Source organism: Polaromonas sp. YR568 (assembly GCF_943369415.1).
Taxonomy (GTDB): domain Bacteria; phylum Pseudomonadota; class Gammaproteobacteria; order Burkholderiales; family Burkholderiaceae_C; genus Polaromonas.
Genome location: NZ_CALRNF020000042.1, coordinates 35,116 through 49,799 on the forward strand (window position 1 = coordinate 35,116; position 14,684 = coordinate 49,799).

Consider the following 14,684-nt stretch of genomic DNA (forward strand, 5'->3'; position numbering starts at 1 on the left):
TGCAACAACGTAACAGCTGTGCGCTTGATGGCGGATGTCGCGCAAAACGATACCGCTTGCAACAGTTTGGCTTTTTCGTCGCCCCGCGCTGGAGCGCCTATTGATTACGCTTCAGCCATCCATCAACGAACCCATGGTTGGTTCGCACGCGGCCCACGCAGCCGGGTTTCAGCATTCACGCAAAACATGACAAGAGGAACCCGCATCCGATGACCGGCCAGAAAATGAAACGCAATCTTGAAGTGGATACGGTGAGGGGCATTGCGTGCGTCCTGCTGGTACTTTTTCACGTGGTGGGAGACACGCCCGCCGTCGGCCTGAGGATTCCCGAGGGGCACTGGCTGCAGGTCTTCAATGAAGCGCTGGCCTATATACGCATGCCGCTGTTTTCCTTCATCTCGGGTTACGTCTACGCCTTTCGCCCCTACCAGGGCAACGCGGGGAGTTTCATCAAGGGCAAGGTGCGCCGGCTGCTGCTTCCCCTGATCACCGTGGGCACGCTGTTTGCCGTCGTGCAGGCCGTCACGCCGGGCGCCAACATGTCCGTCGAGCATTGGTGGCTGCTGCACATCGTTCCGGTGGGGCACTTCTGGTTTCTCGAAGCGCTGTTCATCGTCTTCCTGGTGGTCGTGCTGCTCGAGCACTTCAAAGCGCTGTCCACGCCGGCCGGCTTCGCGGTGGCGTGGGTACTCAGCGCCGTGCTGTTCGACTACTTCAGCCCGCCGAATTATTTTGCCGCGCAGGGCGCCGTGTACCTGCTGCCTTTCTTCCTGGCGGGGCTGGCCTGCAAGCGCTTTGAGATCAATGGCATGGCGGCGCGTGGCGCGGCGGCCGCCGTTTTTATCTGCGCGGCCACGGCGGCCATGCTGTTTCCGCAGTTCTCCGAACAGGGCAGTTCCCTGGCCGCGCTCGGGCTGGGTGTCGGCAGCGCCTTTCTGCTTCTGCGCAGCGGGTGGAGCTCGCGCCCTCTCGCCTACGTCGGCTCATACTCCTTTGCGATCTACCTGCTGCATGTGTTCTTCACCGCGGCCAGCCGCATCCTGCTCAGGAAGCTGGGTGTGACGGACACCTACGTGCTGCTCGTATCGGGGCTCGCCGCAGGCCTTATCGGTCCCATCGTTTCGGCCCTGCTGATCAGCCGGCATGCGGGCCTGAATCTGTGGCTGCTGGGCGTGACGTCCTCGCCCAAGCCCAAGGCGGCGGCAGCCCCGGCCTGACGTCCCCTGCTCCTCCCCGTGTTACCCCGTCTGCCGCGGGTAACCTCCATGCGCTATAAAGGTATAACCTTTTACAGGACTCTTCCCTGTGCGCATGGCGAAGTTTTACCAACGCAAATGGCTGTGGATCCGGCTTCCCCTGATCCTTGCGGCCGCCGCCACGGCCGCGGGCCTGTGGCTGTTCGCCTGGCCCATGCCGCCTTCGCAGTTAAGCATCACCACGGCGGGCTCCGACGGCGCCTACTACCTTCACGCCAAACGCTACGCCGAAAAGTTCGCGGCCCACGGCATCACGCTGCAGATACAGACCTCGGCCGGCTCGCAGGAAAACCTGGAACGCCTGCGCCAGGCCGTGAATCCTTCGGACCTGGCCTTCATGCAAGGCGGTTTCGGCTACCTCGGCAGCTCGTTCGAAAGGCGCGATCGCAGCCGTGTTGAAACCCTGGCCAACGTGGATGTGGAGCCGCTGTGGATTTTCACGCGCGGCCGCGAGATCGATTCGCTCAACCAGCTGCAGGGCCTGCGCGTGGCCATAGGCCCGGAAGGCAGCGGCACGCGCAAGGTCGCGCTCAAGCTGCTGGAACAGGCCCGGATTGAAGCGAAGGACCTGACGCTTTCGCCGCTCACCAGCAGCCCGGCCGTGCAGGCGCTGAAGCAGAACGCGGTCGACGTGGTGTTCCTCGTCGCGGCGCCCGAATCCTTTGCCGTGCAGAACATGCTGATCCTGCCGGGCATACACCTGGCGAACATCCGCAAATCGGCAGCCATCACCGAGCGCAACCCTTACCTCGAATCACGCCTGCTCGCGCAGGGCACGCTGGATGCGCGGCTGCCCCCGCGCGACATCACGCTGCTGACCACCTCGGCCAGCCTGGTGGCGCGCGAAGGCCTGCACCCGGCCCTCAAGCGGCTGGCCATCGCGGTGGCCATGGACGTGCACGCCGGCAGCGGGCTGTTTCACCGCGCGGGCGATTTCCCCTCGCTGCGGCGCATCGACTTTCCGACCGCTCGCCAGGCCCGCGAGACCCTGACGCACGGCCTGCCCTGGCTGGAAGAATTGCTGCCCTTCTGGTGGGCGCAGGTGGCCGAGCGCATCCTGCTGATCGTGTTGCCCGTGGTGCTGCTGGCGCTGTGGCTGATGCGGCTGATCCCCGCCTACCTGCGCTGGGTGCTGGAAAGCCGGGTCAACCGCTGGTATGGCGAGCTCAAGTTCATCGAAAACGACCTGGGCCAGGAATCGCTCTCGGGCCTGGACCTGACGCGCTTCCTGATCCGCCTGAACGGCATCGACAAGGCCATGATGGCCTTTGCCACACCGCGCGACCTGATGGCGCGCTGCTACACGCTGCACCAGCACATCGAGTTCGTGCGCCAGCGCCTGTACCGGATGCGGGGGCGGTAAGGGCGATGAAACTGCTGCTGCTTTACCGCCGTCGCTGGTGGCTGTTCTACCTGCCGGTGCTGCTGTGCACCGCCCTGGCGCTGTGGTGGTCGGCCACGCAGTGGAAACTGCTGCCGCCCACGGAAGTGGTGATAGGCGCGGGCTCGCCGCAAGGCGGCTATTCGATGCTGGCGCAGCGCTATGCCGAGCAGCTTGAGCGCATAGGCGTGCGCGCCGAGATCGTTTATTCCGACACGCAGAAAGGCTCGCTGGAACGACTGACGCGCGCGGGCGATGCCACCAGCATAGGCTTTGCCCACGGGATTTATGCGAATGCCGACACCGGGCTGCAGGCGCTGGCCGTTATCGGCCAGGAGCCGGTGTGGATTTTCTCCACCATAGGCGGGCCCTCGTCGCTCGCGCAGGCCAGGGGCTTGCGCGTGGCCGCTGGGCCGGCCTCGTCGTCGTCCTTCATCGCGGCGCGGCTGATGCTGGAGCACGCGGGCGTGCGGCCGGCCGAGGTGCAGTTCGACAGCGCCACCGGCGTGGCCGCCGCCAATGCGCTGGCCGACGGCAAGGCCGACCTGGTGTTCCAGGCCGCCGGCGAGGACTCGCAGGCTGTGCAGCTGCTGACCCGCAACAGCGGCATCCAGCTGCTGGGGGCCGAACACGCCGGCGCGATAGCCGCCCAGAATCCGCGCCTGCAGCCTCTGCTGCTGCCGCAGGGCGCGATCGAGCTGCGCGGCGACATCCCGCCCAAAGACCTCACGCTGATGAGCCTGCAAACCCACCTGCTGGTGCGGCCCGGCGTGCACCCGGCGCTGCAGCGCGCCCTGCTCGACGCCGCCATCGAGATCCATGAAATACCCAACTTCCTGCAGCGCCACGGCCAGTTCCCGAGTTTTCGCGGCAGCGACTTCCCGCTGTCGCCCACGGCACGCGCCTACAGCCTGGGCGCGCGCCCGTGGATGGAAACCCTGCTGCCCTACCGCACGGCGCAGTATGCGGAGCTGGTGTTCTACGCCATCCTGCCCATCCTGGCCATTGCCGTGCTGATGCTGGCGTGGATACCCAAATTGTTCGACTGGCGCATCAGCTCGGCCCTGAACCACTTTTACGGCGACCTCAAATTCCTCGAAAACGACATGGACGCCGTCGCCGCCGACAACCCCATGGCCTTGCGGCAATTGCTCGAACGGCTGGACAACATCGAACGCCAGGTGGTGGCGACGGATTTGCCCGATGAGTTTTCCGAACGCTGGTACACCTTGCGCGAACATCTGGCTTCGGCGCGCGACCGGCTGCTGAAGCTGAGGTCTCGTTAGGGCGTGGCGCCGGCATGTCCACAGATGCCTTGTTTTCAAGAAAAAATGAACTGCACCGCATCTTGCATAAACTGTGCGGCAGGCCGGGCACCAGGCTGCGGAAACCAGGAACAATCATTACGGAGACACCAAACACATGAACATCGTCATCACCGGCGGCGCCGGTTTCCTGGGCGCCAGGCTCGCCCGCCAGCTGCTTGAACTGGGACAGCTGTCCCTGGCAGGCGGCGCACCGCAAACCATCAAGACCATCACCCTGGTCGACCGGGTCGCACCGCCCGCCGCGCTCGCGGCGGATTCCCGGATTCGCGCCGTGGTCGGCGACCTGAACCAACTCCTCGAAACAAGCGATGCGGCATCCCAGGTGGTACGCAGCGACGACGTTCTGGCCTTCCACCTCGCCGCGGCCGTCAGCGGCGAATGCGAGGCCGACTTCGACCTCGGCATGCGCAGCAACGTCGACGCCACGCGGGCGCTGCTGCAAGCCTGCCGCAAGCTGGGCACTTCGCCCACCGTGGTGTTCGCGAGTTCGCTCGCCGTGTTCGGCAACTCGCCCGCGCAGCCGCTGCCGCCCGTGATCGACGACAGGACCTTGCCCACGCCGCAGAACAGCTACGGCATCCAGAAATTCATCGGCGAGCAACTGGTGGCCGACTACGCGCGCAAGGGCTTCATACGCGGGCGCAACGTGCGGCTGATGACGGTCAGCGTGCGACCCGGCAAACCCAACGGCGCGGCGTCCAGCTTTTTGAGCGGCATGATCCGCGAGCCGCTGGCGGGCCTGCGCGCAGCCTGCCCGGTGCCGCCCGAAACGGCGGTGGCCCTGGCCTCCCCCGCGCGCACCATCGAGGGCTTGATACGCGCGGCCGAAGCCGGCGACAGCGAATGGGGCGCGCGCACGGCCATCAACCTGCCGGCGCTCAAGACCACGGTGGGTGAGATGGCGGCCGCGCTGGCGCGCGTGGGCGGCAAGGAGACAGCGGCCCTGATCGACTGGACGCCGGACCCGGCCATCGCCAATATCGTGACCAGCTGGCCGGCCGCTATCGATGCGGCCCGGGCTCGCGCCTTGGGCCTGTTGCCCGACGGTGACTTTGACAGCATTATTGCGGCGTATTTAAGCGAAAACCCGCGCACCGCACCGGCGGCACAGGCGCAATAATAGGTGTGCATACGGCCCCGCTGCCGTCATCGCGGATTTTCCGGACAACAATTATTTTGGAGACAACATGAAAATTTCAAAACTGCTGGTGGGTATCGCGCTGGGCCTCGGGTTTATGGCGTCAGTGAGCGCCCAAAGCACCATGCGCATCAGCATTTCCACGGCCCAGAACTCGCACCAGGGCATTGCCATCGACACCTTTGCCAGGGAAGTCGAAAAACGCACGGCCGGCCGCTACAAGATCCAGACCTTCTACAACGGCGCATTGGGCGGTGAACGTGAATCCATTGAGGCGGTGCAACTGGGCACGCAGGAACTGGCCTTCTCGTCCACCGGGCCTGTGCCCAACTTTGTGCCCGAGACCAAAATCCTCGACGTTCCTTTCCTGTTCCGCGACAAGGCGCATGCGCGCGCCGTGCTGGACGGCCCCATCGGCCAGGACCTGCTGACCAAATTCGACGCCAAGGGCTTCAAGGCGCTGGCCTGGGCCGAGAACGGCTTTCGCCACATGACCAACAGCAAGCGCGACGTGAGGCTGCCGGAAGACCTGAAGGGCCTGAAGATGCGCACCATGGAAAACCCGGTGCACATCGCGGCCTACAAGGGCCTGGGCATCATCACCACGCCCATGGCTTTTCCTGAAGTGTTCACCGCGCTGCAGCAAGGCACGGTCGACGGCCAGGAAAACCCCTTGTCCGTGATCATGTCGGCCAAGTTCGACCAGGTGCAAAAGCACCTGTCGCTGACCGGCCACGTCTACTCACCCTGCATTTTCCTGATGAACAAGGCGTCCTTCGACAAGCTCAGCGCCGCCGACAAGACAGCCTTTGTCGAAGCCGCCAAGGAAGGCACCAAGGCCAACCGCGCCCGTGTCGACCAGGATGACGCCAACGGCGTGGCCGAGCTGCGCGCCAAAGGCATGACCGTGATCGACAACGTCGACAAGGCCAAATTCGTCGCCATGCTGGCGCCCGTCAACGCCGACTTCGAAAAGCAGTTCGGCAAGGCGAATATCGACGCGATTCGCAACGTCAAGTAAGGCACACGGCGGGCCGGTTTTCCACCCGGCTCGCTGCGGCGATTTTCCCGAAGACGCCCGCAGGTACAGCACTCGCGGGCGTTTTCCATATCCCCTCTTATCCATGGCCGCCCATGAAACAAGCCTTCCTCAAATTTGAACGCTGGACCACCGGCTTCTCCATGCTGGTGGCCTGCCTGATGCTGGTCGTCGCCTCGACGCTGGGCATGTTCCAGATCGTCACGCGCTTTGTCCTGGAGCAGCCCGCCGAGTGGAGCGAAATCCTGATCCGCCTGAGCTTGATCTGGATGGTGTTCATGGGCATCCCCATGGCCTTCCGGCAAGGCGCCATGGTCAGCGTAGATGTGCTTTACCGCTGGAGCCCGCCCCGCATCCGGCGCGTGCTGGACTGGCTGGTCTGCCTGGCCGCGCTGACACTGATCGCGGTGATTGTCTGGTGGGGCTGGGACTATTCGCTGCGCGGCCGCGTGCAGTCCATGGCCGGCCTGGAATCGATCTCGATGTTCTGGGGCTACGTGGCCATGCCCGTGGGCGGCATGTTCTGCGTGATCGGCATCATCGGCAACCTGCTGGACCCACAGCGCAACGAACTGGAAACCGCACAATGACCGCAGTGATGATTTCAACGATGGTGCTGTGCTTTGCACTCACCGTTTCCGTGGCCGTGTCCATCGGCCTGGCGTCGATTTTCGGCATCCACGCGGCCAACGCCAACATGCTGATCTCCGTCAAGGAGATGTTTTCCTCGATCAACAAATTTCCGCTGGCCGCCATCCCCTTCTTCATCCTGGCCGGCAACCTGATGGAGACCGGCGGAATCTCGCGCCGGCTGGTGGAGTTCGCAAAGAGCATAGTCGGCGGCGTGCAGGGCGGCCTGCCCATGACCTGCGTGCTGACCTGCATGATTTTCGCGGCCGTGTCGGGCTCGTCGGTGGCCACCACCTTCGCCATAGGCGCCATCCTGATCCCGGCGCTGATCAAGCATGGCTACCCCACGGCCTACGCCGCGGCCCTGCAGGCCACCAGCGCGGAGCTGGGCGTGATCATCCCGCCGTCGATTCCCATGATTCTTTACGGCGTGAGCGCCGAAGTTTCGATCGGAGAACTCTTCATCGCCGGTTTCGGCCCGGGGCTGCTGATCGGCTTCGCGCTGATGCTCTTCGTGCACCTCTACTGCCGCTGGAAGGGCTGGGGCAAGCACGACGGCGACGGCCGCCTGAGCTTCGGCAAGGCCACCTGGCAGGCCGGCTGGGCGCTGCTGATGCCGGTGATCATCCTGGGCGGCATTTACGGCGGCATCTTCACGCCGACCGAAGCCTCGGCGGTGGCGGTGTTTTACGCGCTGGTGGTCGGCATCGTGATCTACCGCGAGATCAAGCTGACGGACCTCTATGTCATCCTGCGCAAGTCGGTGATTTCCAGCGCCGTGATCATGTTCATCATCGCCAATGCCGGGCTGTTCGCCTTCCTGATCACCCGCGCCGGCGTGCCGGACGCCATAGGCCACTGGCTGCAGGACGTGCTGAAATCGCCCGCCCTCTTCCTGCTGGGCGTCAACGCGGCGCTGTTCATCATCGGCATGTTCATCGAGACCAGCGCCGCCATCATCGTGCTGGCGCCCATCCTGGCGCCGGTGGCGGTGCATTTCGGCATAGACCCGGTTCACTTCGGGCTGGTGATGGTGGTCAACCTTGCGCTGGGCATGATCACGCCGCCTTTCGGCGTGAACCTGTTCGCCGCATGCACGGTCGCCAGGATATCGCTGGACCGCATCGTGACCCACCTGATCCCCTTTGTGCTGGTCATCCTGGCCTGCCTGATGGTGGTCACTTACGTGCCGCAACTCTCGCTGGGACTGCGCGACCTGGTCTACGCCAAATAGCCTTCCCGCCAAGGGGGTTCACGAAGCTGTCACGCGAGCCCGCCATGCTCGGGCTTTCATTTCAGGATGAAATCCCATGCAGCTCCACAAAACCGACCGTGCCCGCGCCGAGCTCAAGCCAGGCGTGAGAACGCTAGGCCAACGCGAGCGCACCCTGCTGCTGATGGCCGACGGCAGCAAATCCGCCCAGGACTTCCGCCCGCTGTTTGACGGCGACGGCGAAGCCATTGCCTTGCGCCTCTTGCGCGAAGGCTTCCTGGAAGCGCACCCGGGCAAAACGTCCGCGCCCGCCGCGGCGGCGCCCGCAACAGCCCCCGCGCCCAAACCCACGCCTGCCCAGCTGCAAAATTTCCCCAGCCCCGAAACCACGCAGGCCATCCAGGTCTCGGCCGACCAGTTTGAAGGCAAGCGCTCGCTCGCCACGACGCGCATGTTCCTGTTCGACATCTGCGAACGCATGTTCGCCCGGCGCGACCCTGCAATGGCCGAGCGCTTTCGCGAAGCGCTGCGCAATGCCAAGGACCGCGAGACCATGCTCACGGCCTCACGCGAAATGCTGGAAGAAATCGAGAAAATCGCCGGCCACGAACGGGCCGACTCCATCAGCGAACGCATCGCCATGCTGCTGCCGCAGCACGTAGACATAGTGACCTGAGGCATAGCGGCCCAGGAGCGGGCTAAGTTACACTCGCCGGGTCAGGAGAGAGTTTTCCTTGCGAAAACCGCCGAAGGCGCACGTACACCCGGGGGCAACCCTTTTTGGTGCACTGAACGCTCAGGCAAAAGGACTGGCAACCGCCCTGCGGCGCACCACGCGGCAAGGCGTTCCCTACTGGAGAGAGGCCGTTTTCAAAACGGTCCACCGAAGGAGCAAACCCGCATCGCCGGGCGAATCTCTCAGGTAAAGTGGACAGCAGGGGCAGCCCATGGTTTGGAACCTGTTCAGGCTCCAGCAACCATGAACCTGTTTGCCCCCCGGAGAATGCCTTGTCCGATTCGTCCACCTCTTCTGCCGCTCCCGCCGCCCCCGAAACCCTGCTGAAAACGCCGCTGCACGACCTGCATGTGGAACTGGGCGCACGCATGGTGCCCTTCGCGGGCTACTCCATGCCGGTGCAATACCCCGCGGGCCTGATGGCCGAGCACCTGCACACGCGCCAGGCCGCCGGCCTTTTCGACGTGTCCCACATGGGCCAGCTGCGCCTGGTGGGCGCCGACGCGGCGGCAGCGCTCGAATCGCTGATCCCGGTCGACGTGATCGACCTGCCGGCCGGCAAGCAGCGCTACGGCCTGCTGCTCAATGACGAGGGCGGCATCATCGACGACCTGATGTTCTTCAACCGCGATTACGCCAAGGGCGGCGACCTCTTCGTCATTGTGAACGGCGCCTGCAAAGTCGGCGACATCGCGCACATCCAGGCCCGAATCGGCGCGCGCTGCGAAGTCATCCCCATGCCCGAGATGGCCCTCATGGCGCTGCAAGGCCCGCAGGCCGTCACCGCGCTGCAGCGCCTGGCGCCCGGCGTCGAAAAGCTGGTGTTCATGACAGGCGGGCGTTTTACCGTGGCCGGCTGCGACTGTTTCCTTACGCGCAGCGGCTACACCGGCGAAGACGGCTTTGAAATTTCCGTGCACGCCTCCCAGGCCGAAACGCTGGCGCGCGCGCTGCTCGCCCAGCCCGAGGTCAAGCCCATAGGCCTGGGCGCGCGCAACTCGCTGCGCCTGGAAGCGGGCCTGTGCCTCTACGGCAACGACATCGACACCACCACCACCCCGGTGGAAGCCAACCTCAACTGGGCCATGCAAAAGGTGCGCCGCACCGGCGGCGCGCGCGCAGGCGGCTTCCCCGGCGCCGACAAAATCCTGGCGCAACTGGCCGACCCCGCCACGCTGGCCCGCAAGCGCGTGGGCCTGGTGGCGCTGGAGCGCGTTCCCGTGCGCGACCACACCGAACTCCAAAGCACCGACGGCACAAAGATTGGCGAAGTCACCAGCGGCCTGCTGGGCCCCACGATCAACCAGCCGGTGGCCATGGGCTATGTGAAACCCGAATTCGCCGCCCTGGGCACGCGCGTCAACGCCATCGTGCGCGGCAAGCCCGTGCCCATGGAAGTCGCGGCCATGCCATTTGTCCCCAACCGCTACTTCCGCGGCTGACCGTGGTCAAGCGCGCTAAAAGCTTTCTTTCCCGCCCCCTCAACCCCTGGAGATTTTCATGACCGTCAAATACACCGAAGACCACGAATGGCTCAAGATTGAAGGCGACATCGCCACCGTCGGCATCACCGTGCATGCGCAGGACGCGCTGGGCGACGTGGTGTTTGTGGACCTGCCCGCCGTGGGCACTACCTTCGCGCAGAAGGAAACCGCCGGCGTCGTCGAGTCGGTCAAGGCCGCCGCCGACGTCTACATGCCCGTGAGCGGCGAAGTCACCGCGATCAACGAAGCGCTGAAAGACGACCCGTCGCTGGCCAACAGCGACCCCATGGGCGCCGGCTGGTTCTTCAAGATCAAGCTGTCGGACCCCTCGCAGCTGGACGCGCTGATGGACGAGACGCGTTACACCGCCTTCGCTGCCTGATTTCCCGGCCGATTCTTTTTTCTGTTTTCTGACTCCTGGCTGCAAAGCCTGACACGGGACCCGACATGTTGATGCAAACCGCCAAGCCCCTGGGCGACCTTGAAAACCCCTGCGAATTCATTGCCCGCCACATCGGCATTGACGAAACCGACGAAGTCCACATGCTCGGCATCGTGGGCGCGGCCTCGCGCCGCGCGCTGGTCGAAGGCATCGTGCCGCGCTCCATCGCGCGCAGCACGCCCATGGCCATCCCGGCCCCGGTCACGGAAGCCGCCGCGCTCAAGCAGCTCAAGGCCATCGCGGCCAAGAACCAGGTCTTCAAGAACTTCATCGGCCAGGGCTACTACGGCACTTACACGCCGGGCGTGATCCTGCGCAACATCCTCGAGAACCCCGCCTGGTACACCGCCTACACGCCTTACCAGGCCGAGATTTCGCAGGGCCGCATGGAGGCGCTGATCAACTTCCAGACCATGGTCTGCGACCTGACCGGCATGCCGATTGCCAACGCCTCCATGCTCGACGAGGCCACGGCCGCCGCCGAAGCCATGACGCTGGCCAAGCGCAGCGTCAAAAGCAAAAGCAATGTCTTCATCGTGGCCGGCGACTGCCACCCGCAAACCATTGAAGTGATACAGACCCGCGCCAAACCGCTGGGCATTGAGGTCAAGGTCAGCACGGCTTCGGCCACGGTGCCCCAGCTCATGGCCGAGGGCGATTATTTCGGCGTGCTGGCCCAGTACCCCGCCACCACCGGCAGCATCCACGACCTGCGCCCGCTCGCGGGCCAGGCCCACGTCGACGGCGCGGCGCTGTGCGTCGCGGCCGACCTGCTGGCGCTCACCTTGCTGGCCCCGCCCGGCGAATGGGACGCCGACATCGTGCTGGGCACCACGCAGCGCTTCGGCATGCCCATGGGCAACGGCGGGCCGCACGCGGCTTACCTCGCCTGCCGCGACGAGTTCAAGCGCTCGCTGCCGGGCCGCCTGGTCGGCGTCAGCATCGACAGCCACGGCAACCCGACCTACCGGCTGGCACTGCAGACGCGCGAGCAGCACATCCGCCGCGAAAAAGCCACGTCCAACATCTGCACCGCGCAGGTGCTGCCGGCCGTGATCGCCAGCATGTACGCGGTCTACCACGGCCCGCAAGGCCTCACGCGCATCGCCGAACGGGTGGCGGCCTACACCGCCGTCTTTGTGCGCGGCCTGCAGGAACTCGGTTATGAAATCACCAACACCGGCGCCTTTGATTCCGTGACCGTGAAGACCGGTGAGGCAACGAATGCGATTGCCGAGCGCGCGCGCAAGGCCGGCGCCAACCTGCGCTTTCGCCTGAACAACCACCTGGGCGTGTCGCTGGACGAAACCACCAGCCGCAAGGACATCGAGCTGCTCTGGTCCTTCTTCGCCAAGCCCGGCCAGACGCTTCCCGTGGTCAGCGCCTTCGAAAAAGGCGTCGAATCGCTGATCCCCGCCGACCTGCGCCGCGCCACGCCTTTCCTCGCGCACCCGGTCTTCAACACGCACCATTCCGAAACCGGCATGCTGCGCTACATCCGCATGCTCAGCGACAAGGACCTGGCACTGGACCGCAGCATGATCCCGCTGGGCAGCTGCACCATGAAACTCAACGCGACCAGCGAGATGATTCCCATCACCTGGCCCGAGTTCGCCAACATCCACCCCTTCGCCCCCAGCGAACAGCTGCAGGGCTATGCCGAACTCGACAAGCAACTGCGCGACTGGCTGTGCCAGGCCACGGGTTACGCCGGCATCAGCCTGCAGCCCAATGCCGGTTCGCAGGGCGAGTACGCGGGCCTGCTGGTCATCAAGGCCTTCCATGAAGCCAAGGGCCAGGGCCACCGCAATATCTGCCTGATCCCTTCCTCGGCGCACGGCACCAACCCGGCCAGCGCGCAGATGGTGGGCATGACCGTGGTCGTGACCGCCTGCGACGCGCAGGGCAACGTCGACATGGCCGACCTGAAGGCCAAGTGCGAACAGCACAGCGCCAACCTGGCCTGCGTGATGATCACCTACCCCAGCACGCACGGCGTGTTTGAAACGCAGGTGAAGGAACTCTGCGCCATGGTGCACAGCCACGGCGGCCGCGTCTACGTGGACGGCGCCAACATGAACGCACTGGTCGGCGTGGCCGCACCGGGCGAGTTCGGCGGCGACGTGAGCCACCTGAACCTGCACAAGACCTTCTGCATCCCCCACGGCGGCGGCGGCCCGGGCGTGGGCCCGGTGTGCGTGGTGGCCGACCTGGTGCCCTACCTGCCCGGCCATGCGACGGCCGGCATTCCCGTCAACGGCGTGGGCGCCGTCTCGGCCGCGCCCCTGGGCAATGCCGCGGTGCTGCCCATCAGCTGGATGTACTGCCGCATGATGGGCCCCGAAGGCCTGACGCAGGCCACCGAAGTCGCCATCCTGAGCGCCAACTACATCAGCTCGCGCCTGAAGGACCACTACCCGACGCTCTACGCGAGCGAAAACGGCCATGTGGCCCACGAGTGCATTCTCGATTTGCGCCCGCTGAAAGAAACCAGCGGCGTCAGCGCCGAAGACGTGGCCAAGCGCCTGATGGATTACGGCTTCCATGCGCCCACGCTGAGTTTTCCCGTGCCCGGCACGCTGATGGTGGAGCCCACCGAAAGCGAAACCCTGGCCGAACTGGACCGCTTCATCGACGCGATGATTGCCATCCGCGACGAGATCCGAAAGGTCGAGGCCGGGCAATGGCCGCAGGACAACAACCCGCTCAAGCACGCCCCGCACACGGCGGCCAGCCTGCTGGGCGCCGACTGGGACAGGCCTTACTCGCGCGAGACCGGCGCCTTCCCGCTGGCCTCGCTCAAGCAGGTCAAGTACTGGCCGCCCGTGGGCCGGGTCGACAACGTCTACGGCGACCGCAACCTGTTCTGCAGCTGCGTGCCGGTGAGCGACTACGCCTGATTTGGACGCCCAGATCGTCCTGATCGTCGCGGGCGCGGCGGCGGCGGGTTTTGTGCAGGGCCTGTCGGGCTTTGGCTTCAGCCTTGTCGCCATGTCTTTCTGGGCCTGGTCCATAGACCCGAAGCTGGCGGCCGTCATGGCGGTGTTCGGCGGGTTGGTGGGCCAGGTCATGGCGGCCTTCACGGTCAGCCGCAACACGGACTGGAAGCGCCTGCTGCCCTTCCTGGCGGGCGGCCTGCTCGGGCTGCCGCTGGGCTTGCTGTTGCTGCCGCGGCTTGACGTCCAGCTGTTCAAGCTGTTTCTCGGCGTGCTGCTGGCGCTGTGGTGCCCGGCCATGCTTTTTTCGGGCAAGCTTCCCCACATCCACCATGGAGGCCGCATCGCCGATGGCACGGTGGGCGTTGCCGGCGGTTTCATGGGTGCCCTGGGGGGGTTCAGCGGCGTCATTCCGACGCTGTGGTGCACCCTGCGGGGCTACGAAAAAGGCGCCCAGCGCGCCGTCATCCAGAACTTCAACCTGGCCGTGCTGACCGTCACCATGGCCAGCTACGCTGCCGCCGGCCTGGTCACCCGCGAGACGCTGCCCATGCTGGCCATCGTGGCGCCTGCTGCACTCATTCCCGCCTGGTTCGGGGGACGGGTTTACACGGGCATCAGCGACCTGGCCTTTCGCAGGCTGGTGCTGAGCCTGCTGACCTGCTCCGGCATTGCCATGCTGGTTTCGTCGGTGCCGGCGCTGCTGGGGCGCTGAAGGCTTCTCTTCATGGCTTGGCGCCCTCTCCCGGAGGGAGAGGGAGTAAGAAACTCTACTGCTGCAGCACAAAGGCGGCCAGCGCCTTGAGCTCCTGCGGATTCAAATTGCCAAACGGCGGCATCACCACCGGGCCCCATTTACCCGAACCGCCCGCGCGTATGCTGGCCTCCAGCTTGGCCAGGGCCTGCGGGTCGCTTTTGTATTTGGCCGCCACGTCGTGGTAGGCCGGCCCGACGATCTTCTGCGACACCGCATGGCAACCCAGGCAGGCATTGGCCTTGAGCACGGCCTGCACGTCGACGGCCGCAGGCGGCGCACCTGGCGCAACGGCGGCAGCCGGCTTGGCCGCCACGACAGGGCCCAGCGTGGGCTTGGCGCCGCCA

13 protein-coding genes and 2 riboswitches are annotated in these 14,684 nt (G+C 65.3%); of the genes, 12 read left to right on the forward strand and 1 reads right to left on the reverse strand.

Translation table 11 applies throughout. The annotated features are described in order from the left end of the window. Positions 1–224: 224 nt before the first annotated feature. The 12 genes from ACLV74_RS21965 (at position 225) to ACLV74_RS22020 (ending at position 14,298) form a co-directional block, all read left to right on the forward strand. Complete coding sequence (locus ACLV74_RS21965; protein ID WP_411881545.1) at positions 225–1,217, forward strand: acyltransferase family protein; 993 nt, start codon at positions 225–227, stop codon at positions 1,215–1,217. A gap of 94 nt (positions 1,218–1,311) precedes the next feature. Next, complete coding sequence (locus ACLV74_RS21970) at positions 1,312–2,619, forward strand: TAXI family TRAP transporter solute-binding subunit (RefSeq protein WP_411881546.1); 1,308 nt, start codon at positions 1,312–1,314, stop codon at positions 2,617–2,619. Positions 2,620–2,624: 5 nt separating this feature from the next. Next, positions 2,625–3,923 (forward strand): TAXI family TRAP transporter solute-binding subunit, encoded by a 1,299-nt coding sequence (locus ACLV74_RS21975; protein ID WP_411881547.1) that lies wholly within the window; start codon positions 2,625–2,627, stop codon positions 3,921–3,923. Between the two features lie 136 nt (positions 3,924–4,059). After that, on the forward strand, positions 4,060–5,085 hold the full coding sequence (denD, locus tag ACLV74_RS21980; RefSeq protein ID WP_411881548.1) for a D-erythronate dehydrogenase: 1,026 nt from the start codon (positions 4,060–4,062) through the stop codon (positions 5,083–5,085). Between the two features lie 67 nt (positions 5,086–5,152). Continuing rightward, positions 5,153–6,124 (forward strand): TRAP transporter substrate-binding protein, encoded by a 972-nt coding sequence (locus ACLV74_RS21985; protein WP_411881549.1) that lies wholly within the window; start codon positions 5,153–5,155, stop codon positions 6,122–6,124. A gap of 113 nt (positions 6,125–6,237) precedes the next feature. Further along, entirely contained in the window at positions 6,238–6,732 is a 495-nt protein-coding gene (locus tag ACLV74_RS21990) for a TRAP transporter small permease (protein ID WP_411881550.1), read from the forward strand. Next, positions 6,729–8,006: a TRAP transporter large permease gene (locus ACLV74_RS21995; RefSeq protein ID WP_411881551.1), complete on the forward strand. Its 1,278-nt coding sequence runs from the start codon at positions 6,729–6,731 to the stop codon at positions 8,004–8,006. The genes ACLV74_RS21990 and ACLV74_RS21995 overlap by 4 nt, the downstream gene beginning before the upstream one ends. A gap of 76 nt (positions 8,007–8,082) precedes the next feature. Then, on the forward strand, positions 8,083–8,661 hold the full coding sequence (locus ACLV74_RS22000; protein WP_411881552.1) for a hypothetical protein: 579 nt from the start codon (positions 8,083–8,085) through the stop codon (positions 8,659–8,661). A gap of 40 nt (positions 8,662–8,701) precedes the next feature. Then, a riboswitch (glycine riboswitch) is annotated at positions 8,702–8,799 on the forward strand. Positions 8,800–8,828: 29 nt separating this feature from the next. Further along, positions 8,829–8,930: riboswitch (glycine riboswitch) on the forward strand. A gap of 63 nt (positions 8,931–8,993) precedes the next feature. Then, positions 8,994–10,163, forward strand: coding sequence for a glycine cleavage system aminomethyltransferase GcvT (gcvT, locus tag ACLV74_RS22005; protein WP_411881553.1), 1,170 nt, complete (start codon positions 8,994–8,996; stop codon positions 10,161–10,163). Between the two features lie 58 nt (positions 10,164–10,221). After that, positions 10,222–10,587, forward strand: a complete 366-nt coding sequence (gene gcvH / locus ACLV74_RS22010; protein ID WP_411881554.1) for a glycine cleavage system protein GcvH — start codon at positions 10,222–10,224, stop codon at positions 10,585–10,587. A gap of 65 nt (positions 10,588–10,652) precedes the next feature. Beyond that, positions 10,653–13,547: an aminomethyl-transferring glycine dehydrogenase gene (gcvP, locus tag ACLV74_RS22015; RefSeq protein WP_411881555.1), complete on the forward strand. Its 2,895-nt coding sequence runs from the start codon at positions 10,653–10,655 to the stop codon at positions 13,545–13,547. A gap of 1 nt (position 13,548) precedes the next feature. Further along, positions 13,549–14,298 carry a sulfite exporter TauE/SafE family protein gene (locus ACLV74_RS22020; RefSeq protein ID WP_411881556.1) on the forward strand — a complete coding sequence of 250 codons (750 nt, stop codon included), beginning with the start codon at positions 13,549–13,551 and terminating at the stop codon, positions 14,296–14,298. A 55-nt stretch (positions 14,299–14,353) separates the two neighbouring features. Here the strand turns inward: ACLV74_RS22020 and ACLV74_RS22025 are convergent. Then, on the reverse strand, positions 14,354–14,684 hold a 331-nt coding region (locus ACLV74_RS22025; RefSeq protein ID WP_411881557.1), incomplete at its 5' end, for a c-type cytochrome.

Bases quoted from the DNA above. Each gene is read 5' to 3' on its own strand.
- gcvP (WP_411881555.1), top strand. From the start codon at position 10,653: ATGTTGATGCAAACCGCCAAGCCCCTGGGCGACCTTGAAAACCCCTGC.
- ACLV74_RS21965 (WP_411881545.1), top strand. From the start codon at position 225: ATGAAACGCAATCTTGAAGTGGATACGGTGAGGGGCATTGCGTGCGTC.
- ACLV74_RS21990 (WP_411881550.1), top strand. From the start codon at position 6,238: ATGAAACAAGCCTTCCTCAAATTTGAACGCTGGACCACCGGCTTCTCC.
- denD (WP_411881548.1), top strand. From the start codon at position 4,060: ATGAACATCGTCATCACCGGCGGCGCCGGTTTCCTGGGCGCCAGGCTC.
- ACLV74_RS22000 (WP_411881552.1), top strand. From the start codon at position 8,083: ATGCAGCTCCACAAAACCGACCGTGCCCGCGCCGAGCTCAAGCCAGGC.
- ACLV74_RS21975 (WP_411881547.1), top strand. From the start codon at position 2,625: ATGAAACTGCTGCTGCTTTACCGCCGTCGCTGGTGGCTGTTCTACCTG.
- ACLV74_RS21985 (WP_411881549.1), top strand. From the start codon at position 5,153: ATGAAAATTTCAAAACTGCTGGTGGGTATCGCGCTGGGCCTCGGGTTT.
- ACLV74_RS21970 (WP_411881546.1), top strand. From the start codon at position 1,312: ATGGCGAAGTTTTACCAACGCAAATGGCTGTGGATCCGGCTTCCCCTG.
- gcvH (WP_411881554.1), top strand. From the start codon at position 10,222: ATGACCGTCAAATACACCGAAGACCACGAATGGCTCAAGATTGAAGGC.
- ACLV74_RS21995 (WP_411881551.1), top strand. From the start codon at position 6,729: ATGACCGCAGTGATGATTTCAACGATGGTGCTGTGCTTTGCACTCACC.